The organism is Desulfocicer vacuolatum DSM 3385 (assembly GCF_900176365.1).
GTDB lineage: Bacteria > Desulfobacterota > Desulfobacteria > Desulfobacterales > Desulfobacteraceae > Desulfocicer > Desulfocicer vacuolatum.
Map to the genome: position 1 here is coordinate 203,046 of NZ_FWXY01000002.1, position 24,757 is coordinate 227,802.

Here is a 24,757-nt window from a genome sequence, read left to right on the forward strand (position 1 = left end):
TCTTAACAGCAACTACTTTTTCATTATTTGTTGTGGCTGGAGGTTACAGCCATGTGGATTTTATTAGAAAATAAAACTTCCGGGTAACCTCAGCAGAGCCCCCCCGAGGGGCAATGGGAACCGGCCAATTGAGCTGTCTACAGTTCCGGCCGGGCCATTGCCCCTCGGGGGGGCGGCATAATACTATTTGGCTCCGCGTCTACGACCCTATATTCGTTGTGTCCGATAGAACATGTGGGTTATATAAAAAAGTAATCAATCGTTGGAGGGGGGCAGTATCAATGGGAGGTACCGCCACCATGTATCCCGGGATCCCCATGCTCAATAAAGGCGTAAGCGCTGTGGTTATGGATGGATTCAAAATTTTCAGCACTCACCGAAAACCAGGTGATGTTATCATCTTCCAGCAACACCTTACCCACATCCCGCACCACATCCTCAACAAATTTTGGATTATTATAGGCAAATTCGGTGACGTGCTTTTCATCCTCTCTTTTCAAAACAGAATAGACCTCACAGGAGGCAGCATGCTCCACCAGTTCAATGATATCTTCAATCCACACAAATTTTTTAAATCGGGTGCTGACACACACTTCCCCCCGTTGATTATGGGCACCAAAATCACTGATTTCTTTGGAACAGGGACACACAGAGGTGATGGGAACAGCCACCCTTAGCACCATATCCCTGTCTTCGTCGGGATGGGAAGAACCGATGATGGTGCAGGTGTAGTCCATGAGGCCTTTGGAACCGGTGACAGGGGATTTTTTTTCAATGAAATAGGGAAAGATAATTTCAATGTGTGAAGAAGTGGCCTCCAGAGTGGTCTTCATATTCTCCAGAATGGTCATGATGGATTCCAGGGATACCTGGGACCGGAAGGTGTGAAGCATCTGCACAAACCGGCTCATGTGGGTTCCCTTACATTGATGGGGAAGATCCACATACATGCTTATTTCGGCAATGGTGGACTGTAACCCACTGCTTTTTTTATCCCTGACCTTAATGGGATAACGAAGTCCTTTGATTCCGACTTTGTCGATGGGGATATTGCGGTAATCCCGCATTTTTTGCATATCAATCATAAGCTCTTCTTTAACAGATAATCTGCTTCAATATTTCCCATGGCCCTGAAAATATTGCCTTTAATATGATGATTGTCCCGATAGATCTCCCGGAGCATATCTCTTATCACACTGCGCTTGGAGTGACCATCACTGGGACAGGGGTTAATAAAATCAGGAAATTTCAGTCGTTTAGCCAGTTTAACAATATCTTTTTTTTCAACATAGGCCAGGGGACGAATAATGGTGATATTTCCCTTAAAAAAGGATTGACTGGGTACCATGGTTCCCATGCGACCGGAATAAAACATGTTAATAAAAAGGGTTTCAATGATGTCATCCTTGTTATGTCCCAATGCAATCCGGGTGCACCCCTTTTCCTTTGCCATTTCAAAAAGCGAGGTACGCCTCAGCCGGGAACATAAAAAACAGGGGTTTTCCCTGTTATCTTCGCCATGGGCTCGCACCCCATGGTCGGTGTACCTCACCGTCATGCTGCCGGAAAATCGAGAAACCAGCGATTTAAGTGCCGGAGCAAATCCATTGTCAAACCCCGGATCCACATACACCGGCACCAGATCAAATGCAATGGGCGCCTTTTTCTTAAAGCTTTCCAGGGCATTGAGCATGAACAGGCTGTCTTTGCCCCCGGAAACAGCCACCATCAGGCGGTCTCCATGGCGAATCATCCCGTAGTCACTCAAGGCCTTGCCCATGAGATGGTTCACTTTTCTGCTCATCTGGGGTCTGAACGGTTGAATGGGGGTTACCTTTTTTTTGTGAAACCTTTAAGGGTCACTCGCCCGGCTGCGATTTCGCGCAAGGCCATGACGGCATCTCCATTTCTGGCCGGTCTAATAAGAAATTCAGCACCTTCGCTCACCTGCCTCACACGCTTTGCTGCCATGTGAACCAAAGCAAAACGGGTGGGAACATTTTTCAGGCAGTCTTCAATGGTTACTCTTGCCATGAATTTTCCTCTCTGTTTAACATTTTTTATGAAAAACCCGGTAAACCGGGACAATCTTCATGCTTTGTTGTGGGCAGAGCGAGATCAACATCAAAATCTGCCCGTGGCAGCTATAAAATTTCAATGACCTCATAACTTCTTTTACCGCCGGGGGCCTGGAGAACCACTTCATCACCGGGCTTTTTACCAATTAAGGCTCGGCCCAGGGGAGAGGTGATGGAAATACGGCCTTTATCGATGTCCGACTCTTCCTGTCCCACCAGCATATATTCCACTTCTTCTTCAGAATCAAGATTTTCAAGCAATACCCGGGATGCAAACCGGGCACAATCTTTGGCCACTGTATCAGGATCAATTACCTTGGCACTGGCAAGCTTATATCCCAGTTCACCGATTCTGCCTTCAATAAAGGACTGGCGATCCTTGGCCGCATCAAACTCCGCATTTTCAGAAAGATCACCATGGGCCCGGGCCGTTTCAATGGCCTTGATATTCTCCGGTCGATCAATGGTTTTTAATCTCTCAAGTTCCGCTTTCAGGGTTTTATATCCCTCAACGGTGATTGGTATTTGCTCCAACGTTAATTATCTCCATTTGTTCATAAAAAAACAACGCCTTACCGCACAATATTTGTGCAACGATAAGGCAGAAAAAAACTAAAAGTATATTTTTATCCGGCAATGGCCTTATTTTTCATGTTCCCGGCCAAGATAGCCCACAATGGATGACCCTGCACTGACTTTTTGACCCAGGGTCACAGCAATATTCGTATTCAGGGGCAGATGAAGGTCCAGACGGGAACCAAATCGTATCATTCCATATCTTTTACCCCGTTCCAGACGATCCCCGGGCTTTATGTGGCACACAATTCGCCTGGCAATAAGACCTGCAATCTGTACCACCCCGTAAACCGCCCCCTGGGGGGTTTTAATGACCAGTGCATTGCGTTCATTGTGCTCTGAGGCTTTATCCAGGGATGCATTGAAAAATTTTCCGGGAAAATAGGTGACCTTTTCCACCTTCCCCCCCATGGGCACCCGATTGACATGTACATTAAACACATTCATGAAGATACACACCCGGATGCATGATCCGCTGACAACGGTTGAATTTTCAATGGTCTCAATGCTGATAACCTTACCGTCGGCCGGGGAGACAAGGGCATTGGATTGTGGGGGAATTGTTCGTTCAGGATCACGAAAAAACCAGCAGACAAAAGCAAACAGACCAAGGCCAATCCCTCCGGAAACAGCACCGCCCAACCCCATGGCAAGTGCGGCAATAACACCGGCGATGCCAATATATTTAAAGCCGGGGGCAGCAATGATAAAGCCTGCTTTTTCCGGCCATTTAATATCTTTCATCTCTATTTTAACATCCCTTTTCATGGGGTTATCTACCCACATTAATGTAAAAAAATATAATAATACCAGAGCGCATGTGGGTTGTCAACAATCCCCGAAGTGAAACATGCCAGGGCTTTTTTCACCCCGGGCATGGCACACTGTCTTGAAAAACAAAGCGCTGAAAAAATGTTACCTGGCTTTGGAATAATTTATTTCAGCATCAGAACGTCGAAGATAAACCGGCACCAGGGCCGCAGGATCTTTCAGGTATCCATGGGGGTCCTGGAAAAAAACATGGGCCAGGGCCGGGGCACTGACATGATTCTGAAATGCCGGGGCAAAAACAGCATCCGGCCCCAACTCCCGGATGATGTACCGGGCATGGGCCGCGGCCCCGGACCCCACAAACAGCGCCCTCTTGCCCACCATGGCCAGGGCGGTTTCCGGCGACACAACCATCTCTTCCCCTTTGGACATCAGCACGCCGTTTTCAAATTGATACAAGGCGCAATATACCTCCCCCCGCCGGGCATCAAGCATGGCACACACCGGCAGCGCTGCATGACTCATGCGCCAGGCAATGCCGTCCAGGCTGGAAATACCTGCCACGGGTTTTCCCGTGGCAAGGGCAAGCCCCTTGACCATGCTGAGCCCAATGCGAAGACCGGTGAAACTGCCCGGCCCCCGGGACACCACAAACCCGTCAAGCCCGTCAAGGCAAACACCGGCATCCTCCACCAGCATTTTTTCCACCAGGGGTAAAAGGGTGACAGCATGATTTTTCAAGCCTGAACCATAGCGTTCACACACGGGAACACCGTCGTTTACAAGGGCAATGCTGCACCCTTGCTCCGCCGTATCCACGGCAAGAATTTTCATTTACTCCCCTCCTCTGTGCTCAATGATAATGCCTTTCAAAACCGGGAGACCGGCCCGTGGCGGTTTCAACGGCATGGATATGCAGCATGTGACAGCCGGCAGGTCATTCCTTGTAAAATTGATTATGGTGAAACCGTCATCAGTCCTGATCCCGGTCAACAAAGGCAACCTCAAGCACCTGGGCCAGATCCCGCACCGGAATAAACTTGATCTTTCGTTTCACCCCGGCGGGAAGATCGTGGAGATCTTTTTTGTTTTTTTCCGGAATGACAATGGTCTTGATGCCTGCCCGGAGGGCGCCCAGAGCCTTTTCCTTAAGCCCGCCAATGGGCAGCACCCGCCCCCTGAGGGTAATTTCCCCGGTCATGGCAACTTTATTGTTCACAACCTTTCCGGTGAAGGCGGAAATAAGGGCTGTGGCCATGGCAATACCGGCAGAAGGTCCGTCCTTGGGAATGGCTCCGGCCGGCACATGGATGTGAATATCTTTGGTTTCAAAGGCGTCTTTGTCAATGCCGAGAATATCCATATCCGCCTTGATACAGGTAAAAGCAGCCCGGGCCGACTCCTGCATGACATCACCGATCTGTCCGGTGACTGTGAGCTCCCCCTTGCCGTGGCACAGGGACACTTCAATGTAAAGGGGTTCCCCACCCACTTCAGTCCAGGCAAGGCCGGTGACCAGCCCCACCTGACTTTCTTCCTGGTCCAGTTCCGGCTGGAACACAGGAGGTCCCAGATATTTTTGCAATGTGGCCTTGGTTACCTGGAATTTTCCCTTTTGACCTTCTGCAATCTTTCTTGCAATTTTTCGACAGATGGCCCCCAGTTTTCGCTCAAGATTCCGGAGGCCCGCCTCCATGGTGTACTGGGAAATAAGGGTGTCCATGGCACCGGAGGTGACGGTGATGGAACGACGGATTAAACCGTTTTCCCGCAGCTGTCGGGGAAAAAGATGCCGTTCTGCAATCACAGCCTTTTCCTCCCGGGTGTATCCGGAAATTTCAATGACTTCCATGCGATCCAGCAGGGCCGACGGAATGGTGTCCGTAACATTGGCGGTGAGGACAAAGAGCACCTTGGAAAGATCAAAGGGCATGTTAAGATAATGGTCACTGAACTCGGTGTTCTGTTCCGGATCCAGGGCTTCCAGAAGGGCCGAAGAGGGATCTCCCCTGAAATCACTGCCCAGTTTATCAATCTCATCGAGCATGAACACAGGATTATTGGTGCCGCATTGTCTGAGCCCCTGGAGAATTCTTCCGGGCATGGCACCGATATAGGTTCTTCTGTGCCCCCGGATTTCCGCCTCATCCCGTATGCCCCCCAGGGAAATTCTCACAAATTTTCGTTTCATGGCCTTGGCAATGGCCTGACCAAGGGAGGTTTTTCCCACCCCGGGAGGGCCGGAAAAACAGATAATCTGCCCCTTCATGGAAGGGTTAAGCTTCCGAACGCTCAAATACTCCAGAATCCGCTCTTTTACTTTTTCCAGGCCATGGTGATCCCTTTCCAGCACCTGGGCTGCCTTTTGAATATCAAGGAAATCCTTGGTGGATTTACTCCAGGGCATCTCCACAATGCAGTCAAGGTAGGTCCGTATAATGGAAGCCTCGGAGGAGTCTGAGTGCATCTGATCAAGTCGCTTGAGTTGCTTTAATGCCTCTTTATGACATTTTTCGGGCATCTTGGCTTTTTTTATTTTCTGACTGTAATCATTGACCTCGGCTATTTTTTCATCATTGTCACCCAGCTCCCGATGGATGGCCTTGACCTGTTCCCTGAGATAATAATCCCGCTGGGTTTTGGAAATTTCATCTTTCACATTGGTCTGAATCTTGGCCTGAACCGCAGACAATTCCACCTCCCGGGCCAGAAGATCATTCACCCTTAAAAGACGCTGGGCAGGATCAACGGTTTCCAGAAGATTCTGGGCATCTTCAACTTTAAGCCTCAAATTTGACGCCACCAGATCGGCAAGTTTTCCGGGAGACTCAATCTGCTCAAGAATCATCCCCACATCCCCGGACACCTCTCCGCGTAATGCCAGAATTTTTTCACTGCTATCCCGGACGTTGCGCATAAGGGCTTCAATTTCAATATCAACGGTGTCGATTTCTTTATCTTCCACCATCTCCACTTCTACCTGGAACCAGGGTTTCTGTTTTTTAAACTTAACCACCCGGGCCTTGGTAATACCCTGTATCAATGCCTTGATCCGTCCGTCGGGAAGCTTTAACATTTTTTGTATCCGTCCCACGGTCCCCAGCTGATAGACATCATCCTTACCGGGGTTCTCATCATCTGCCACCTTCTGGGCGCACATGAAAAGATAACGATCCGTATCCGCTGCCGCCTCCACCGCCTTGATGGATTTATCCCTTCCCACAAACAAAGGAATCAGCATATCGGTGAACACCACCACATCCCTCACCGGCATCATGGGAAGAGAGGTTGGGATTTCACTGATATCTGTCTCTTTTTCTATTATTTCAATAAGATCGTCCATATCGGTTTCCGCCATTTGAACTCCTTTTTATTACATATATAATATCAATCAGATCCTAACAATAAGGCATTTTTTGCCCTTTACAACGGTGAAAGTACACTTTTTTAATGTCATGGACCTATTGACACCGGCTATTTTTTTTTCTAAGGATAAAGAAGGTGCTGGTCATTTTGGCCGGACCGGCCCACTGATCTGTCACCCATACAAGGATTGTTGCCATGATTCCAAAAGCTGTACCACCTTTTACCATTCCTTTCATGGCTTTTATTTTCGGTGCATGTGTGGGAAGTTTTCTCAATGTATGTATTTACAGAGTTCCCCGGGGAAAATCCATCCTCTTTCCCGGATCATCCTGCCCCACCTGCGGGCATGCCATCCCTTTTTATTTTAACATTCCCATTTTAAGTTACATCATCCTCCGGGGCCAATGCCACCAATGCCATACCCCTTTTTCCATGCGGTATCCCGCCGTGGAAATTTTAACGGCCCTGGCGGCCCTGGCCACGGTGGCCCGGTTTGGCATATCTGTCCAGAGCGGTGTCTGGTTCACTTTCTTATGCACCCTCATTGTGGTGGCCTTCATTGACTATGATTTCCAAATCATTCCGGACATCATCTCACTTCCCGGCATTCCTGTTTTTGCCCTGGCATCTGTCCTGTCAGGGCACCATCCATGGCAGACATCCCTGGCAGGTATCCTCATGGGAGGAGGCTCCCTTTACGCGGTGGCCATGATTTACTATTTCATTCGAAAAGAAGAGGGAATGGGCGGGGGGGACATTAAGCTTCTGGCCATGATCGGTGCCGCCACCGGCTGGCAGGGAGTATTATTCACCCTGTTTGCCGGATCGCTCCTGGGCACCCTTGCCGGCTGTGTTATCATGATGGCAAAAAGAACCATGGCTCCCCGTTTAAGAATCCCCTTTGGACCCTATCTGTCCATGGGGGCAATTACCTATATTTTCAAGGGAAAAGCACTCATCCAGTGGTACTTTGCCCTGATTTACTGAAAAAGCATTGGACACTTTTTTTTGTCCCCCATGGGTTTGCCGTTCTTTAAACCAATATTTCCCCGGGGGCTTCTGTGCAATATTTTATCGGGACAGGCTAATAAGTTCTTGACACAAAGACCGCAACCACGGTACTTACAAGGCACTTAGGACAATTCATGGCCAGTCATCCCACTATCAGAAGCCACAAAAAGATCATGCTTTAATGTATTTTTTTCATATAGGACAGACTGCACAACCCATCACCATTGACCGCAAATTGATATCCCCCCATGTTCCATGGTGTCATTTTGCAAATTAAGGAGTAAAGAGATATGAACAAAGGCGACCTCATTAACAAAGTAGCAGAAGTACTTAGCAGCAAGAAAGAAGCCCAGGCAGCCGTGGACTGTGCACTTTCCACCATCACCGATGCCCTTGCAGAAAAGGAAACCGTCACCCTTGTGGGCTTTGGCACATTTAAGACCACCGAACGAAAAGCCAGAAAGGGAAGAAATCCCCAGACCGGAGACGAAATTGATATTCCGGCCAGAAATGTGCCCAAATTCGTCCCGGGAAAAGCTTTGAAAGACGCTGTAAAATAAAGTCTGGATTTTATAATCCTGTTGCTGTATTCGGATTCCTGCCATCCGAATACAGCTTTTTTATCCATCCTTACATGGCCTGGATATGCTGGTGGATCTCCTCCAGCAGGGCAATCTGCTCTGCATCAAATTGTTTCCTGTCAGCCAATAAATCTGCAATCTCCTTCAATGCCTGATCTGCCCCGTAACGAATATCATTTCTGAATCCTTTTATGGGATTAAGCCCTCCCCGGCGAACGCGCTCCATGTAACTTTCCCGATCAAATCCACCATTTTCATCCAGAGCCTCCGGGGGCATTTCACTGGAAAAATTTCTAAACAATACCCGGGCAGCAAGATTCTTGACCCGGGGGCAGCTCATTTTCTTTATAGAATCCAGCCGTCCGGCCGGTGCTGCACGGTGAAACCCCGCCATCTCATTTTTTTCCATGGATGAAAAAAAGCCTTCCTGGTATAACCCGGCATCTGCATCCAAATCCGGCACAACAGGATAGGTATAGTTCTTGTGATATTCAATGAGCTCCGTAAACCATGAAAAGTGATTGGCAAGGATTTCCATATTTTCATGGGCCATGGTTTGCTGCTCCGGGGATAATCGGCCCCAGAAACGCTCCAGGGGCGGTAAAACAATAGGGGGCTCTCCCTTTTTTTTTCGAATGATGAAAATTTTATCAGGGTCAACCGGCTCAGCCTCTCCGCCGGGAAAGCCTTTGGCATCCAGGCGCAGCCACAGCGTCTGATTACCATACACCCTGGAAGGCCCAATGCACAGCACCGGAGCCATGTAATTGTATTTGGCCCCAAAGGACAGCGACACCATTATTCCCAGATAAAAGGAGCCGGCCAGCCCTATCTTCCGACGCTCAAGGCGGCCCATGTGCGTGGGTTCATGGGCCTTATTGAAAAAGGTTCGGCAATAGTCCCACATTTCACCCCGGGTAAAAAGCCTTTGGGCCAGGGCCAGGGTGGCTTCCACATCAACCATGGCATCATGGGCACGCCCGGATGTAACCAGGGCATTTTCTTTGCTGATGAGCTCCAGTTTCATGCTGGGCTTGCCATCATTTTCAGGCCAATGGATGTCAAGGGGGACAAACAGCCGATAAAGAACAGCCAGGGGAAGAATATCCATGCGGAAACAGCCGTTGGCGTATTGGTGGGTGTAGGGATCAAGAAGATTACGATAAAAGGTAAAACGCAAGAACTCATCGTCAAACCCAAGGGTATTATACCCCAGACTGATGGTACCCGGGGCATTGATAATTCTGTGAATGGCAAGGGCTGCATCATATTCACACACCCCTTTCATCAACGATGCCGGGGAAAGACGATGGGTGATAAAAGCACCGGGGGACGGTACCACATCCGGACGCAGTTGAACCACCACAGAGGTTCTGTCAATTTCCTTTAATCCAAGGTCTGTACGGATGGCCGCAAAGGTGAGAATCTGATCAAATGCCGTATTCAGACCACTGGTTTCAATGTCATAAAATAGAAATGTTTTCATGGATTTAAAAGGAGGGAGACGATCCTGTGGGGTCTGTGTGGTTAATTCTTAAAAAACGGAAGCCCGGATAAAAAAAAGGAGCCGACAGTAAATACCTGCCTGCTCCTGAAAATCCATATGAACCACTGCCTATCTTTTGGAAAATTGATAGTTGGCCCTGGCACCCTTCTGACCATATTTTTTACGCTCTTTGATCCGGGAATCCCGGGTGAGGTATCCGGCTTTTTTCAGCATGCCTCTCAGATCCGGGTCTGCCATGACAAGAGCCTTGGTGATGCCGTGTCGCACCGCACCGGCCTGCCCCATGATGCCACCGCCCAGCACCTTGATATTAATATCAAAAGCGTCAGTATTTTCCGTCATGACCAGGGGAGATTCCAGAATCTTCCGTGCATCAAGGTGAACAAAATAATCTTCAAGACTTCTATTGTTCACAGTTATTTTACCATTACCCGGCGTTAACCATGTTTTGGCAATGGAACTCTTACGCTTGCCGGTTGCGTAATATATATTTTCATTCTCCATAAATGACTACCGTCCTTTATTTTTTCTTAAATTATAATTCAACGACCTCGGGTTTCTGTGCAGCATGGGGATGCTCTTCTCCGGCATAGACATAAAGCTTGCCATTGAGTTTTCGCCCCAATCTGTTTTTCGGAAGCATGCCCCGCACCGCTTTTCGAAGGATATCTTCAGGTTTTTTTTCCAGAAGTTCCTTGACGCTGGTGGACTTGATCCCACCGGTGTAGCCGGTGTGACGATAGTAAACTTTCTGATCCCACTTATTACCGGTGAGGCGTATTTTGTCGGCATTAATAACAATTACCCAGTCACCCATATCCACATGGGGGGTATAAAGGGGATTGCGTTTTCCCTTGATCCGGGCCGCAACCTCAGAGGCGATGCGACCCAGCACCTTGTCGCTGGCATCAATAACGCACCAGTTTTCCGGATTATCCGATCGTTTTGCACTATATGTATATTTTTTCAATTTTCTACACTCCTGTTATAAAATAATTTGAACTAATTAACCCATCCCCCTAAAAATGTCAAGGGCTATTTTGGTCAAAACAACTCCCGCTGGAAGGGCATGCCCAGATGCTCATGGGCCTTTGCAGATGCCTTTCGTCCGGCAGAGGTGCGCAGCAGCAAACCGGTTTTTAAAAGATAGGGTTCCACAACATCCACCAAGGTGTCAGTCTCTTCCTGGAGTGTGGCAGCCACGGCCTCAATGCCCACAGGCCCCCCCCGGTAAAACTTAATAATGGTGTTCAGATAATTTCGATCCAAAGGGGTCAATCCCATGCCATCCACCCCTTCGAGCTGCAATGCGGCCCCCACTGTTTCCGGGGTCACCTTCCCCCGGGCCTTGACCTGGGCATAATCCCTCACCCGCTTAAGCAGTCGATTGGCAATGCGGGGGGTCCCCCGGGAACGGGTGGCAAGCTCCAATGCCCCATCATGGGTCATGCGCACATTGAGAAGGGTTGCCGATCGCTTCACAATGGTGACCAGGTCTTCCAGATCATAAAAGTCAAAATTTCGAAACAGCCCGAACCGATCCCGCAGTGGAGAAGAGAGCAGGCCCACCCTGGTGGTGGCCCCCACCAGGGTAAACTGCTTGAGCCGGTATCGATGACTTCTGGCATGCACCCCTTTGTCAAAGACAAAGTCAACGGCAAAATCCTCCATGGCCGGATACAAAAACTCCTCAACAGTCTTGGGGATTCGATGGATTTCATCAATGAAAAGAAAGTCTCCGTCCCCAAGGTTGGTGAGCATTCCCAGAAGATCTCCCCCTTTTTCCAGGGCCGGGCCCGAGGTAATGGTCACCCCGGCCCCCATTTCCGTGGCAATGATATGGGCCATGGAGGTTTTGCCAAGCCCCGGTGGCCCATGGAGCAGAATATGCTCCAGGGATTCCCCCCTGATTCTGGCGGCGGCAATGGCAATTTTAAGGGTTTCAACGGTTTCCGCCTGCCCCACATAGTCAATAAAGCGCCGGGGTCGCAGCACATTGACATCGATTTCTCTGTCCACGGGATGGGCATCCGGTGAAACAAGGGATGTTTCTGTGGAACTAAAGGCTATGATATCATCATCTGATGTCATGATCCTGCCCTCCTTATCACCGCATCAAACAACTCTTCTGCGGTTGAAATCCCAGGAATTTCAGCAATGACAAGGGCCACCATCTTCCGGGCAATGGGGGCGGCATAGCCTAATTGCCGGACCAGCACATCCACCACCTGGGCTGCCACCTCATGGGAAAGTTCCTCCCCTTCCCCTGGGGATACCCGAGCGGCATCCCCGCTCCCCGGTCCCTGGGGATGGGCAATAAACATGGACACCTTGCCATGGAGGGCCGCAATGATTTTCTGGGCCGTGCGTTTCCCAATGCCCTTCAGGGTGGCAAGCATCTTTTCATCCCGATTTTCAATGGCAAAGGCAATGTCAGACACCGGCCGATCCATGGCTTTCACCGCCTTCAGGGGCCCAATGGCATCCACTGAAATAAAAAGTTGAAAAAAAGCCTTTTCCGTTTCAGATTCAAACCCGATGAGCACCGGCCGGGGCTGTCTTTCTGTTTGATTATGGTAAATAAACAAAGAAATTGTCTCTTCCGGGGGGTGTTTTTTAATGTTTTCAAGCACAAAAAGGGGCAGGACAATCTCATATCCCACCCCCCCCACCAGCAGTAGAATGCCCTCTTCGGCGGTTCGTAAAATCCGACCTTCCATGTATCCAATCATCTTTAAACTTTTTTCTTCTTTTTTTTATATGAAATACTCCGTGAATCAGGGGTGTATTTCAAACTTTGTTGTGGGCAGAGCCGGGTCAAAATACGGTCCGCCCGTGGCGTATTTTCCAGGCTTACCTCAGCAGAGCTCCCCCCCCGGGGGACGATGCTGTCACTTCCACCTTTTTCGAAAAAATCCGGCCAGGGCCAGGGCCAGGGCGTCCGAGGCATGAAAAGGCCTGATGGCCCCTTCATGGCACAAAAGATTTCGCACCGATCGCTCCACCTGGTGTTTATCTGCAGCCCCGCTTCCAGTGACCACTTTTTTGGCTTCGCGCACCTGGATCTCCTGCACCCGTGATCCGGCCCGTCCTGCGGCCAGCAACAAAACACCGGTGACCTTTCCCAGCGTAATCCCGGATGCCGGATACTTTCCCAGGGAAAAGATATCTTCAATCACAACAAGATCGGGCTTCTGGCGGCACAGATAGGCAAGGGTTCTGGCATAGATAAGTTCCAGTCGATCCACAAGGGATTGTTCCGGGGTGGTTTTAATGCTGCCAAACTCATAACCGGACACACGGTTTTCCCGGCCCTGCACCATGCCAATACCGGTACCGGCAAGCCCGGGGTCTATGCCCACCACTTTAATCATTTTATGATCACCATGAAAGAAGGCAGTCCTTAGTCAAGGGTCTCCAGTTTTTCCCTGGCAATCTTTGCCTCACTGGTTCCGGGATATTTACGTATCAACTCCTTTAATATCAAGCGGGCATTGCCCTTTTCCCCCAGATTTGCAAAGGCATACCCCTGCTTTAACAACGCAGCCGGTACCTTATTTCCCGAGGCATATTTTTCAATGACTTTTTGGTATTCCAAAATTGCCTTTTCATACCAGTTTTCCCGGTAATAGCTGTCAGCAATCCAGAATTGAGCATTGTCCGCATTGGTAGAATCGGGAAAGGTTTTAATAAAGGTTTCAAAATTTTTTCTGGCCCCTTTGTTATCACCGTTATCAAGAAGGGTTTTGGCAGCCGTATACATGCCGGATTCACTGCCGTCCGGCTTATCTGATGGCAAAGTGTCAGATGGCGTGTCAGTGGGTTCCAGTCCCAGATGGGCCTCCAGGGCCATCAGGCGTTGATAATTCCGGGAAATGGCACCATCCAGACGTTTGAGCTCCTTGGATGCAGCAGCCGTATCCCCTGCCCCGTCCCGGTCAATGAGAAACTCAAGGGTTTCCACACGGCCGGTTAACACCCGGATCTCATCCCGAAACCCATCCAGCAAAGCGTTTATTTCAGCATATTTTTCCCGGGTCATGCGATCATTGCTGCCCACACGACCCGTTATCTCAGCAAACTCTTTATTCAGCTTCCGATCGTAGGTTTTCTGTTTTTCCAAATGCCGGGCATTGTCCATTTCAAGGGAATGCACTCTATTTTTAAGGATAAGCATATCTTGATCAGACACACACCCCGACAGCACTGCCAGACAAGCTACGAAAAAAATTTGAAAAATAAACCTGGGCATCACATCCATCCTTTACAAAATCACAAAATGAGCGCGTCTATTTTTACGCCAGGCGTCCTCTCCACGCCCCATGTCAAGGGGTTTTTCCTCGCCATAACTGATGGTGACAATTTGACTTCCCGGTATTCCCATATTTGTGAGAAAATTCTTCACAGCAGTGGCTCGATGATCCCCCAGTGCCAGGTTATATTCTGTGGTTCCCCGCTCATCACAATGTCCCTGGACCACCACATTACGGTCGGGGTTGGCTTCAAGCCAGCGGGCCTTTTCCTTTAACAGCTGGCGGGCCTCAGCAGAGAGGACCGCGCTGTCATAACCGAACAAAATATCACGATTTTCAAACGCTTCCCTGGCTTCTTTGGCAGCCATGGCAGCCACCCTGACAGCGTTCTCCTGCATGGTCTGCTCCTGGAGACGCTGTTGGGCAAGGGCCTTCTCTTTTTCCTGGGCCGCCATGCGTGCGGCCTCTTCTGCTGAAATTTCACCTGAATTCTGTGCCAGATCTGCCGGATCCCCCATCACATTTTTTTTGGCACAGGACACTGTAAGGGCAAGGGCTGCAACCATCAGCCCCATGATCAGATTACGCACCAGTTGTTTTTTCATACCATCTCCTTTATAAATTATTAATGATCTGTACTTACCTCAAGATTCCTAACTTCTCATAACTCATTGAAATCATTAAGGCCTATAAATTCAAGCTTTAAGGCACAGGTTCTATGATTTCAAGGGTTTAGCAAATCTCCATATACAACATGCAGAGAACTTAGGACTGACGAGTACTTACAATACCTTCGCCAAACTCAGAACCAATTTAAAATTTGGCAATAAAAATACCATATATTGCATTGATGCTCGTATTTGAATAACAATATATATCTTAAAATTCCAGCCACATAAAATTGGCGGAGCTGTTAAAATTTAAAATCGATTTAAATTCAATCTGGCCAGATAGCATATATTGTGATTGCAAGAGTCGAGGGTATCAAAAAACAAACCACAATATGGGCTTAACAAAATCAACAAAGATATTAATTTGAATAACCAGGGGCCCACTGGGGATCGGTCTGGGCTCCGGGCAAATTGACAAGACGTCTTGGTTCACTTCCCCGGGCCGTCATCACATAAATTTTTGATACGCCTTCCCGTGTGGAGGAAAAAACAATAAAACCGCCGTCGGGGGACCAGGAGGGATCTTCATTATCCCCCTGGTCCCGGGTGAGCTGCATGGGGGCAGAACCGTCAAAACCAGTGACATAAATATCAATTTTATTCTTTACAATACCCACATAGGCAAGCTTATCCCCAGAGGGGGACCATGCCGGAGATGTGTTGTATTTCCCCTGAAAACTCACCCGCATCACTCCGTCGGTGTCAAGGTTTTTAACATAAATCTGGGGGGACCCTCCCCGTCGGGAAACAAAGGCAACCTTTCTGCCATCCGGGGAGACCTGGGGAGAAACGTCAATCCCCCAGCTGCGGGTGAGGCGCTTGAGAATATTTCCCTTTCCGGAAAGCAGGTATATCTCCTGATCTCCGTCAAGACTCAAAGTGGCCATGAGTTCAAATTTTCCCGGCACCCAGGCCGGTGTGATATTCATTCCTTTAAAGGCAATGGTGGTTTTGGCCCGATTTTTTAAATTCAAGACAAAGATATCAGGCTTTCCGTTCACATAGGAGGTGTATGCCAACCACCGGCCGTCCCGGGAAAGGGCCGGAGACAAAGTAATACTCTTATGATGGGTCTCCTGCCGGGGAGCATATCCGTCAAAATCACTGATAAAAATTTCCTTATTCCCCCCCACCCGGGACACAAAGGCAATGCGACTGCCAAAAACCCCCCGTTTTCCGGTGAGGTATAGACTGATTTCTCCACAAAACCGATGGATCATGGTGCGAAGCTCCGAGGCCCTTCCTGTATAAACTTTTCCCACCACCAGTTTTTCTTTAAAAGGGTCAAAAAGCCGCATCTCAAGACGAATATTTCCCTGTTGTTCAATAATACCGCCGGTGACAAGGAGCTCTGCACCCATGCGGGTCCATTTTTTAAAATGCAGGTGGGCCCCGGTGATGCCGGACACGGCAGGCCTTTCCGGAAAAGAGGCCGAATCCATCACATCAATATAGCCGGTGAATGCCATCCCCTCCACCAGAATTGTTCTGGCCATTTCACCATGGAGGGATTCAGCCCCGGTGCCGGACAAGGGTTTGAATGCCGATACCGCCAGGGGAACCTTTCGTATGAATGGGTCTTTGATATTAATGTAGGTATGCTGTTGCGCATAAAGCGCCATGGGCACTGACAACAATACAGCAATGATCCCGAATATCAAAAAACGCTTGCAATATTTCAAAACACTCCCTCCACCACTGTGTGTCATCTACTTTCTCCTCTTTTCAAGCCATGGACCACTGATGAAAACAAGGCGCTACATCAATCCGGACGGTGTAAAAATCAACCCCACATCATAGGACTGATACCCCTTTGGCAGGGGGGACAGAGGGTTGGATTTTTTCACCGCCTTTAAGGCAGATTCATCCAGCAAACGATTGCCGGAACGGGTTTCAAACCAGATATCCCGAATTTGTCCTGATTTCAAAATTTTAATGAGAATCCGCACCTCAGTTGAATCATTGCCACCGGCAAGCTGGGGGTTAAAGGCCCAGTTTTGCTGAATACGGTACATCAATTCAAGATTATAAAGATCAATGGCCCGGGTTTTATTGCCATTTCCCGAGATCCTGGCGCCATCTGCCCCAAACATTGCCCCTTGTTTACTGCCCTGGGCCGCTACTTTTTTCTGTAGCCGTTTCAATGCCGTATCAATGGAATTTTTTTCCTGTTTTTTAACCGTCTTGGCCATCTGTTTTTTACGGCTGGCAAGCACTTTTTCCGGCTGGTAGGTCTTTTTTTTCAAAGAGATCTTTTTTCGGGGAACCGCAGGCTTTAAAGGGGTAGGCTCAGGAGAGGATTGGATTTTTTTTTCCAGAACACTCTTTTTTTTTACTCCGGGGGTTTTGACAGGAATCTTTGCCACGGGCACCGGAGAGGACACCGGGGGCAGCTCAATTATTTTTTTCGATGTAACCTTGACCGGGGGGGCCGGGGGTTCCGGTTCCACCAACGTCTCATGGGAGGATGGGGTGGTGATTTTTTCACCCGATGTGTCCAGAGGCACCGGCGGAGAAGGTTCGTCCACCGGATTAATTTCCCCAAGGGAAACCAGGTTTACCTTTACCATGGGCAGCTGCACAGGCGGGGAGGGAACAAGATTCTGGATGAAAAAAAAGGCAGCAAACACAACAAAGTGACAAATCACGGAAACCCCAAAGAGCAGTGGATTAAACTGGCTGTGTGCTTCTTTGTTATTTCGAACTCTCCTCCGATTTGAGCCTGTTGTGGAGTGGAATAATGTCATGGCATAAATCAAGAGGGATCATCGGTTTCGGGCAGCGTAACCATGCCAAGATTGGTGACACCGGCCTTTTTAATCCGGGCCATGATATCCACCACCCTGCCATAGGGAACCGATTTGTCTGCTTTGAGGTAAACATCCCTGCTTCCCATATCAGTCAAAACCAACTCAAGCTTACGGGTGAGATAATCCACTCCCACCGCCTGCTCATTGAGGTATACCTGCCCATCCTGCCTAACGGAAACGACCAGATGATCGATTTTCTCCTCCAGGGGAACGGCAGCGGTCCTGGGAAGATTCACATCCACACCCTGGACCATCATGGGAGCTGCCACCATGAAAATAATCAACAGCACCAGCATCACATCCACAAAAGGGGTCACATTAATTTCGGAAACCAGTTCATCCCGATTGAAACCTGACTGCATCACACCCCCTTATTGCGTTGAATATCACGTTCAATCAAATTTAAAAAATCTGCGGCAAACCCCTGGAGTTCAGAATCCAGCACACGAATCCGGGAAATAAAATAATTATAGGCAATCACTGCGGGAATGGCAACCGCCAGACCTGCTGCCGTGGCAATAAGGGCCTCTGAAATCCCGGGTGCCACCACCGCAAGGCTTGCCGACTGACTCTGCCCAATCCCCCGAAAGGTGTTCATGATTCCCCACACAGTACCAAACAATCCGATAAAAGGAGCGGTGTTTCCCGCCGTGGCCAAAAAGGGAACCAGTTGTCCCAGTCGACGAAGTTCCACATCAATGGAACGCCGTAGGGCCCGTTTCACACTCCCCATTAATTGGAATCCGGTCATGGCATCGTCTTGTGATTTACTCCCCCCGGGGTCAGCCTCTGCCTCTCCGTTTTTTTTAATTTCCATATAGCCTGCCATGAACAAACGCGCCACAGGGCTGGTTTTAAGGGATCGTGCCCGGGCAAAGGCATCCCCCAGATTTCGACATTGCCAAAACAGATCTATGAAGGCCACCGAAGAGCGATGGGCGTTACGAATATATCGATATTTAATAAATACAATGGCCCAGGACGTAATGGAAAAAAAGAGCAGCAGCAGCAGCACCAACTTAACCACCGGACCTGCGCTGGTCAACATGTGGAATATACCAGCGGATTCAGGACTCATATCATACTCCATATTAAAAATTACATAAAGGAGGCATCCAGCACCGGAAATCACAGCAAGGATATGGATGTGCCATCCGTTTCCCAGCCAATCATATGGCATAGATGAAGTTTAAACCATTGCCAATGCTATATTAGATACATTACCATGTCAAGCAGAGCTTGAATTTGTGAAACAAAAAAACCCCTGTGCAGGTCCGCACAGGGGTTTTTAATATTACCAAAAGGCTGACACAATACCTTTGCCGAATTCATGTCAAACTGATTCCCAAGAGCGAATTTAAAAAACGCACCATGGAATTGATTAAATCAAACAATATTTTTCAATGTGGCAAAGATTATGGTCACAAGCTAAGCCTTTAGATTACATCATACCGGGCATTCCACCGCCCATGCCGCCCATGCCGCCACCGGGCATTCCGCCGCCCATGCCGGCAGCACCGCCTTCTTCAGGCATTTCAGCGATCATGGCCTCGGTGGTGAGCATCACAGATGCCACACTGGCTGCATTCTGAAGGGCAAATCGAACCACTTTTTTGGGATCAATAACACCTGCCACAATGAGATCTTCGTAGACGTTGGTTCTGGCATTGTACCCAAATGAACCTTCACCTTCTTTAACCTTATTAATGACAACAGAGCCTTCCACACCGGCGTTGTTGGCAATCTGACGCAGGGGTTCTTCAATGGCCCGGGCAATAACTTTGATGCCAAGAAGCTCTTCCTGGTCACCTTCAAGGGAAGCAAGACCGGCACTGGCACGAACCAGGGCCACACCACCACCGGGGACAACCCCTTCTTCAACGGCGGCACGGGTGGCATTGAGCGCATCTTCCACACGGGCTTTTTTCTCTTTCATTTCAGTTTCTGTGGCAGCACCCACACTGATAACAGCCACACCGCCAATGAGTTTTGCCAGACGTTCCTGGAGTTTCTCACGGTCATAGTCAGAAGAGGTTTCTTCCACCTGACCACGGATCATTTTCACACGACCTTCAAGGGCTTCTCTGGAACCGGCACCGTCAATGATGGTTGTATTGTCTTTGTCAATCACAATGGATTTGGCCTGACCCAGATCGTTCACGCCCACATTCTCAAGCTTTAGACCCATCTCTTCGGAAACCACCTGGGCACCGGTGAGAATGGCAATATCTTCCAGCATGGCTTTTCTTCTGTCGCCAAAACCGGGGGCCTTCACAGCAGCCACATTCAAGGTACCGCGAATCTTATTCACAACCAGTGTGGCAAGGGCTTCACCTTCAATGTCCTCGGAAATAATCACAAGGGGTTTACCCATTTTAGCCACTTCTTCCAGCACCGGCAGAAGATCTTTCATGCTGCTGATTTTTTTGTCGCAGATAAGAATAAAGGGATTTTCCAGCTCGGCAACCATTTTCTCAACATTGGTGGCAAAGTAGGGAGACAGGTAGCCACGATCAAACTGCATACCCTCAACAACGTCCAGGGTGGTGTCCATGGATTTTGCTTCTTCCACGGTGATGACGCCTTCTTTACCAACCTTACCCATGGCTTCTGCAATGATGTTTCCAATGGTTTCATCACTGTTGGCGGAAATGGTACCGATCTGGGCAATTTCTTTCTGATCCTTGGTGGGATTGCTCATCTTTTCAAGCTCAGCCACCATGCTGGAAACCGCAATGTCAATTCCCCGTTTGATACCCATGGGATTGTTACCTGCCACAACCAGTTTCTGACCTTCTTCATAGATGGCCCGGGCAAGAACCGTAGCAGTGGTGGTACCGTCACCGGCCATATCACTGGTTTTGCTGGAAACTTCTTTTACCATCTGGGCGCCCATGTTTTCAAACTTGTCTTCAAGTTCAACTTCTTTGGCAACGGTTACGCCGTCTTTGGTCACGTTGGGAGATCCCCAGGATTTATCGATAACAACATTTCTTCCCTTGGGTCCAAGGGTTACAACAACTGCATCAGCAAGGGTCTGAACACCTTTGAGCATTGCCTCACGGGCTTTTGCATCATATTTAATTTCTTTAGCCATTGATCAAGGCCTCCATATATATTTAATTTTCAGTTTTAAATTTTTAATATCAAATTTTATTGAACAGGTGTTTTGCAAAAAATTACTCAATTACACCCAGAACATCATCCTGGCGCATGATCAGATAGTCCTGACCGTCAATTTTAACGTCGGTTCCACCGTATTTACTGAAAAGAATGGTGTCTCCCACTTTAAGATCCATGGGAATCAGCTTTCCGTCTTCACCCACACGACCATTTCCAGTGGCAACAACCTTACCCTCTGCGGGTTTTTCCTTGGCAGTATCCGGAATAATGATTCCGCCCTTGGTTTTTTCGATCTCTTCCATACGCTCAACCAGAATTCTGTCCTGCAATGGTCTTAAACTCATGATGTTCATTCTCCTTTTAATAAAATTAAGTATACATTCATCAAATATAGGTTATTTTAAGGTTTAATGAATTCCAGGTCACACCACACACTTCTCCTGCGTGGTAAAAAAGGTTCATTATATAATATTATGACCACTGGGGATCAAAACACCATAAACAATGAGATATTCCCGTGAAATTCATTAAATTTTCAGGCGTAGTGATTTGACTCAGAATTGCTATTTTGATGTTCCGGTACCCGCACCGGCGCAATCTGTTTTGGCTGGTTTCCCGGCACAGGATGTGGCAGATTCCTTTTTGGAAGATTTGCCCGCAGATGCCGCATCTGCTTTGGATGTACTCCCACCATAATCGGTGACATACCACCCTGAACCCTTTAGATGAAATGAACTCCTGGAAAGAATTTTATGAAGGCTTCCCTGGCAATGTTTACATTTAGAAAGCGGAGGGTCTGACATCTTCTGAAATGCCTCTTCTATCTGTCCACACTCACTGCATTCATATTCATAAATCGGCATTGTATTGCGTCTCCATCTGTGATGTTTTTTTATCCATTCCAAATTCAAGGATAAAATAGTCAGTCTTTACCCCTTGTCAAGGATATCACGGAAAAATTTGAAACAAAGCAAAATCACTTTTTATCGGCCCACCATTTTCTATAATATACAAACACTTGCTCCAGGCCGGGTACGGAGATCTTCTTTAGAATGCGCCGGGTGAGAGCGTGAACGACCAACTCTTCTTCCATGGCGCAGTCTGCTTCACGGGCACAGCTGTAAATTTGCTGGAAACGGGCAAACCGGACAATGTGCACCAGCTCATGGACAATGACATACAACAAAAAGGGAAACAGCTTTAAATCACCGGAGGCTGTGGAAACAACACGTAAAATGGTGGAATCCTGGATGCAGATACGATACAAATCATAGCTGGCAGACCCCAGGCTGGCATCTTTGGGGCACGCCCGGTATCCCAGAACCTGGGCAAAGGGGCCGTCCACCACCTCATGGGATTCCAGATCTCCGGCCGTACGAACTTCATATCGACTGCGAAGCCATTGGGCCGAGGACATTTTATAATAATCGCTCACCAGATCCTCTGCGGCAGACACAGCCTCCCGGACCTGATGCAATTGTTTTTTATTAAAAAAACCGACATTGGGCATGATACGCCTCCCATGCAAAAAAAGGAATGGACATCCCATGAATCCATATGCTATAAAGGCAAGATTGACATTTAAATATGGATTTTTACAATTCCTGTAAAGGAGGTGATTTTTTGGGCAGCGTTATTAAGAAGAGACGAAAGAAAATGAGAAAACATAAGCATCGAAAACTCCTTGCCAGAACACGGCATCAGAGACGTAAGGGCAAATAATTCCCAGCATTATGGAGTGGGTATGGACCCGGGGAGTCAAATCATCACCCCCCGTTTTCCCATCCCACTCTTTTTTTATTTATTCCCCTCAACTCCTTTAAAATACTTCATGAACTCGGCGTCCGTTGAAAGCACAAGGGTTCCGGATTCATCCAGTACAGTTCGATACACATCCATTGTTTTCAAAAATGAGTAAAATTCAGGATCAGCCCCATAGGCTGCAGCATAGATCTCTGTGGCTTTGGCATCTGCCTTACCCTTAATCTCCTCTGCCTTGCGATAGGCTTCGGATCGAATCATCTGAAGATCCTTTTCCTTATCACCCATGATATTACTGGCTTCACCCTTTCCTTCTGCACGATATTTTTCCGCAATCTGCCTTCTTTCTGCAATCATGCGACCATACACCGCATCCCTGACTTTTTCCACATAATTGATGCGTTTAATTTTGACATCCACAAGCTCAATACCAAAGGGAGCAAGCTTGGGCTGGGCCTGGGCCATGATCCGGCGGGTGATTTCACTGCGGCCCACCTTAATTTTATACTGGGAGCCCTGATTCCCCTCGGATTCATCACTGAATTCCTCAAAGGTATCCATGGGTCGATCACTGTTACGAACGCTTTCCACCAGACGAAAGGAGGTAAGAAAGTTTCGCACCGCAGGATCAATAATATCATCCAGACGCCCCAGGGCCGTGACCATATTATTAACGGTCTGAAAATACTTCACCGGATCCACAATTTTCCACCGGGCAAAGGTATCCACCCAGATAAAGGTTTTATCCCGGGTGGGAACCTGACCGGGATCCCCGTCCCACTCCTGGAGATTCTTGGGAAAATAGGTGGCCTTTTGTATAAAGGGCATTTTAAAGTTTAACCCCGGAGAATCCACAGGCTCCCCCACCACCCGGCCGAACTGGGTGATCACCACCTGCTCGGTCTCATCCACAATATATGCCGACGTCAACAGCACAAACAGTACGCCGGCCAGCACAACGGCTGCCATTCCTTTTATTTTATTCATTATTTTACCCCACCTTCCCTTAATGCTTTTATGGCCGGCACCGCAGATGTTGCCCCATCAAGATTCAACAGCGGAAGCACATTTTTTTGATCGGAATCAATGATAAATTTCCCCCCCAGTCTGGGCAGTACTTCTGACATGGCCTCAAGATAAAGACGTTTTTTTGTAACATCTTTTGCTTTAACATACTCCTCAAAAACCGAGGTAAAACGCGCTGCATCACCCAGGGCACGGTTCACACGGTCCAGGGCAAACCCTTCAGCATCCTTTACCATGCGCATGGCCTCACCCCGTGCCGCAGGAATGGCTTTATTATAGCCTTCCCTGGCCTTATAAATCAGCTGCTCCTTTTCCTGAACCGCCTCATTGACCTCATTAAAGGAGGGCTGCACCGGCTCTGGCACATTGGTTTTCTTCATTTCAATGGTGACAATGTGAATGCCGGTTTCCGCCTGGTTCATCTCATCCTGGAGCATTTTTCTGGCAGCCACGGCAATCTCTTCACGCTTACTGATCACCTCATTAATACTGCGATCCCCCACCACCGTTCGCATGGTGGCCTCGGCCATGTCCCGTAAAATAGAGCGAACATCTTTGACCTTAAACAGATAATTGTAAGGATCAGAAATTCGGTACTGAACAATCCACGGCACCACTGCCACATTCAGATCTCCAGTGAGCATCAAGGCTGCACCGGCATCGGCGTTGTCGTTGGAAAAACGGGCATTGTTATAGCCTTTTACCGTTTCAAACCCGAACTCTTCCTTATATACACGCTTTATTTTAACCTTGGTAACCTTTTCAACCCCGGCCGGCAGCTTAAAATTCAACCCCGGCTGGGAAATGCGGCTGTATTTACCAAACCGCTGGATAATCCCCACCTCGTCAATGTCCACTGTGAAAAAAATTGAACTGCCGAAAAAAAGAAAAAACAGCACCACGATGAGCAGAATGCCCCCGGGGAATCTGAAATTCTTAAATCGATTCAGCACCTCATCCATCTGGGGCGGCCTTGGCACGCCTGCGCCGCCACCCGAACGTTTCTGCTCGTATTGCTCCTGTTTTTCTCTGAGCTTATCCCAGTCCCAGTTCATAATCAGCTTCCTGTTTTCACTTAAAATCAGATCACATTAAAGATCATCCCGAACAAACGCATCCCTGTTCAATTTAAAAGCCATCGAAAATGGAGGTATTTATTCATGATAGTCTACAAACCTTCAAAAACCCAACCACAACGGACATGTTTGTGCAGAGATCACCCC

The 24,757-nt window shown here is 48.4% G+C and carries 28 protein-coding genes; 3 read left to right on the forward strand and 25 right to left on the reverse strand.

The features are described 5' to 3' along the window. Positions 1 to 278: 278 nt before the first annotated feature. The 7 genes from folE2 to lon all read right to left on the reverse strand — a co-directional run bounded on the left by folE2 (position 279) and on the right by lon (position 6,783). Positions 279 to 1,085 carry a GTP cyclohydrolase FolE2 gene (gene folE2, locus B9A32_RS02850; protein WP_084066860.1) on the reverse strand — a complete coding sequence of 269 codons (807 nt, stop codon included), beginning with the start codon at positions 1,083 to 1,085 and terminating at the stop codon, positions 279 to 281. Further along, on the reverse strand, positions 1,082 to 1,804 hold the full coding sequence (locus tag B9A32_RS02855) for a PP-loop family protein (RefSeq protein WP_084066861.1): 723 nt from the start codon (positions 1,802 to 1,804) through the stop codon (positions 1,082 to 1,084). The genes folE2 and B9A32_RS02855 overlap by 4 nt, the downstream gene beginning before the upstream one ends. A gap of 26 nt (positions 1,805 to 1,830) precedes the next feature. Then, positions 1,831 to 2,034: a DNA-directed RNA polymerase subunit omega gene (gene rpoZ / locus B9A32_RS02860; protein WP_084066977.1), complete on the reverse strand. Its 204-nt coding sequence runs from the start codon at positions 2,032 to 2,034 to the stop codon at positions 1,831 to 1,833. A 110-nt stretch (positions 2,035 to 2,144) separates the two neighbouring features. Beyond that, positions 2,145 to 2,612 carry a transcription elongation factor GreA gene (gene greA, locus B9A32_RS02865; protein WP_084066862.1) on the reverse strand — a complete coding sequence of 156 codons (468 nt, stop codon included), beginning with the start codon at positions 2,610 to 2,612 and terminating at the stop codon, positions 2,145 to 2,147. 108 nt (positions 2,613 to 2,720) lie between these two features. Next, positions 2,721 to 3,422 (reverse strand): phosphatidylserine decarboxylase family protein, encoded by a 702-nt coding sequence (locus tag B9A32_RS02870; RefSeq protein WP_232367016.1) that lies wholly within the window; start codon positions 3,420 to 3,422, stop codon positions 2,721 to 2,723. A gap of 147 nt (positions 3,423 to 3,569) precedes the next feature. Then, entirely contained in the window at positions 3,570 to 4,259 is a 690-nt protein-coding gene (tsaB, locus tag B9A32_RS02875; protein ID WP_084066864.1) for a tRNA (adenosine(37)-N6)-threonylcarbamoyltransferase complex dimerization subunit type 1 TsaB, read from the reverse strand. 139 nt (positions 4,260 to 4,398) lie between these two features. After that, on the reverse strand, positions 4,399 to 6,783 hold the full coding sequence (gene lon, locus B9A32_RS02880; RefSeq protein WP_084066865.1) for an endopeptidase La: 2,385 nt from the start codon (positions 6,781 to 6,783) through the stop codon (positions 4,399 to 4,401). Between the two features lie 203 nt (positions 6,784 to 6,986). Here lon and B9A32_RS02885 point away from each other — a divergent pair, with 203 nt between their 5' ends. After that, positions 6,987 to 7,778, forward strand: coding sequence for a prepilin peptidase (locus tag B9A32_RS02885; RefSeq protein ID WP_084066866.1), 792 nt, complete (start codon positions 6,987 to 6,989; stop codon positions 7,776 to 7,778). 314 nt (positions 7,779 to 8,092) lie between these two features. Beyond that, positions 8,093 to 8,362, forward strand: coding sequence for an HU family DNA-binding protein (locus B9A32_RS02890; RefSeq protein ID WP_084066867.1), 270 nt, complete (start codon positions 8,093 to 8,095; stop codon positions 8,360 to 8,362). A gap of 70 nt (positions 8,363 to 8,432) precedes the next feature. Here B9A32_RS02890 and B9A32_RS02895 read toward each other — a convergent pair whose 3' ends face one another. The 16 genes from B9A32_RS02895 to B9A32_RS02970 all read right to left on the reverse strand — a co-directional run bounded on the left by B9A32_RS02895 (position 8,433) and on the right by B9A32_RS02970 (position 22,257). Next, positions 8,433 to 9,869 (reverse strand): exodeoxyribonuclease I, encoded by a 1,437-nt coding sequence (locus tag B9A32_RS02895; protein WP_084066868.1) that lies wholly within the window; start codon positions 9,867 to 9,869, stop codon positions 8,433 to 8,435. A gap of 129 nt (positions 9,870 to 9,998) precedes the next feature. Continuing rightward, positions 9,999 to 10,394, reverse strand: a complete 396-nt coding sequence (gene rpsI, locus B9A32_RS02900; RefSeq protein ID WP_084066869.1) for a 30S ribosomal protein S9 — start codon at positions 10,392 to 10,394, stop codon at positions 9,999 to 10,001. Positions 10,395 to 10,425: 31 nt separating this feature from the next. Then, entirely contained in the window at positions 10,426 to 10,860 is a 435-nt protein-coding gene (rplM, locus tag B9A32_RS02905) for a 50S ribosomal protein L13 (protein WP_084066870.1), read from the reverse strand. Between the two features lie 74 nt (positions 10,861 to 10,934). Then, entirely contained in the window at positions 10,935 to 11,981 is a 1,047-nt protein-coding gene (gene ruvB / locus B9A32_RS02910; protein WP_084066871.1) for a Holliday junction branch migration DNA helicase RuvB, read from the reverse strand. After that, the gene (ruvA, locus tag B9A32_RS02915; protein WP_084066872.1) at positions 11,978 to 12,622 is read right to left on the reverse strand and encodes a Holliday junction branch migration protein RuvA; all 645 of its coding nucleotides are present in this window, start codon (positions 12,620 to 12,622) and stop codon (positions 11,978 to 11,980) included. Before ruvA ends, ruvB begins: the two co-directional genes overlap by 4 nt. 159 nt (positions 12,623 to 12,781) lie before the next feature. Next, the gene (locus B9A32_RS02920) at positions 12,782 to 13,264 is read right to left on the reverse strand and encodes a crossover junction endodeoxyribonuclease RuvC (RefSeq protein ID WP_084066873.1); all 483 of its coding nucleotides are present in this window, start codon (positions 13,262 to 13,264) and stop codon (positions 12,782 to 12,784) included. Positions 13,265 to 13,293: 29 nt separating this feature from the next. After that, positions 13,294 to 14,082 carry a tol-pal system protein YbgF gene (ybgF, locus tag B9A32_RS02925; protein WP_212637643.1) on the reverse strand — a complete coding sequence of 263 codons (789 nt, stop codon included), beginning with the start codon at positions 14,080 to 14,082 and terminating at the stop codon, positions 13,294 to 13,296. Between the two features lie 72 nt (positions 14,083 to 14,154). Continuing rightward, positions 14,155 to 14,748, reverse strand: a complete 594-nt coding sequence (gene pal / locus B9A32_RS02930; RefSeq protein WP_084066875.1) for a peptidoglycan-associated lipoprotein Pal — start codon at positions 14,746 to 14,748, stop codon at positions 14,155 to 14,157. Between the two features lie 425 nt (positions 14,749 to 15,173). Then, positions 15,174 to 16,523, reverse strand: a complete 1,350-nt coding sequence (tolB, locus tag B9A32_RS02935; RefSeq protein WP_084066876.1) for a Tol-Pal system beta propeller repeat protein TolB — start codon at positions 16,521 to 16,523, stop codon at positions 15,174 to 15,176. Positions 16,524 to 16,571: 48 nt separating this feature from the next. Further along, complete coding sequence (locus B9A32_RS02940) at positions 16,572 to 17,462, reverse strand: cell envelope integrity protein TolA (protein WP_170923675.1); 891 nt, start codon at positions 17,460 to 17,462, stop codon at positions 16,572 to 16,574. 107 nt (positions 17,463 to 17,569) lie between these two features. Continuing rightward, positions 17,570 to 17,986, reverse strand: coding sequence for a protein TolR (tolR, locus tag B9A32_RS02945; protein ID WP_084066878.1), 417 nt, complete (start codon positions 17,984 to 17,986; stop codon positions 17,570 to 17,572). After that, positions 17,986 to 18,702 carry a protein TolQ gene (gene tolQ, locus B9A32_RS02950; protein WP_084066978.1) on the reverse strand — a complete coding sequence of 239 codons (717 nt, stop codon included), beginning with the start codon at positions 18,700 to 18,702 and terminating at the stop codon, positions 17,986 to 17,988. The genes tolR and tolQ overlap by 1 nt, the downstream gene beginning before the upstream one ends. 363 nt (positions 18,703 to 19,065) lie before the next feature. Beyond that, positions 19,066 to 20,721, reverse strand: coding sequence for a chaperonin GroEL (gene groL / locus B9A32_RS02955; RefSeq protein WP_084066879.1), 1,656 nt, complete (start codon positions 20,719 to 20,721; stop codon positions 19,066 to 19,068). Positions 20,722 to 20,803: 82 nt separating this feature from the next. After that, positions 20,804 to 21,091, reverse strand: a complete 288-nt coding sequence (groES, locus tag B9A32_RS02960; RefSeq protein ID WP_084066880.1) for a co-chaperone GroES — start codon at positions 21,089 to 21,091, stop codon at positions 20,804 to 20,806. A 219-nt stretch (positions 21,092 to 21,310) separates the two neighbouring features. Continuing rightward, entirely contained in the window at positions 21,311 to 21,610 is a 300-nt protein-coding gene (locus tag B9A32_RS02965; protein WP_084066881.1) for an FmdB family zinc ribbon protein, read from the reverse strand. A gap of 113 nt (positions 21,611 to 21,723) precedes the next feature. After that, on the reverse strand, positions 21,724 to 22,257 hold the full coding sequence (locus B9A32_RS02970; protein WP_084066882.1) for a hypothetical protein: 534 nt from the start codon (positions 22,255 to 22,257) through the stop codon (positions 21,724 to 21,726). A 113-nt stretch (positions 22,258 to 22,370) separates the two neighbouring features. Between B9A32_RS02970 and B9A32_RS02975 the strand changes: the two genes are divergently transcribed. Continuing rightward, positions 22,371 to 22,469 carry a 30S ribosomal protein bS22 gene (locus B9A32_RS02975; RefSeq protein WP_073474648.1) on the forward strand — a complete coding sequence of 33 codons (99 nt, stop codon included), beginning with the start codon at positions 22,371 to 22,373 and terminating at the stop codon, positions 22,467 to 22,469. A gap of 75 nt (positions 22,470 to 22,544) precedes the next feature. Here the strand turns inward: B9A32_RS02975 and hflC are convergent, their stop codons facing one another. Beyond that, positions 22,545 to 23,495: a protease modulator HflC gene (hflC, locus tag B9A32_RS02980; RefSeq protein WP_084066884.1), complete on the reverse strand. Its 951-nt coding sequence runs from the start codon at positions 23,493 to 23,495 to the stop codon at positions 22,545 to 22,547. Then, positions 23,495 to 24,589: an FtsH protease activity modulator HflK gene (gene hflK, locus B9A32_RS02985; RefSeq protein WP_084066885.1), complete on the reverse strand. Its 1,095-nt coding sequence runs from the start codon at positions 24,587 to 24,589 to the stop codon at positions 23,495 to 23,497. Before hflK ends, hflC begins: the two co-directional genes overlap by 1 nt. Between the last annotated feature and the right edge of the window lie 168 nt (positions 24,590 to 24,757).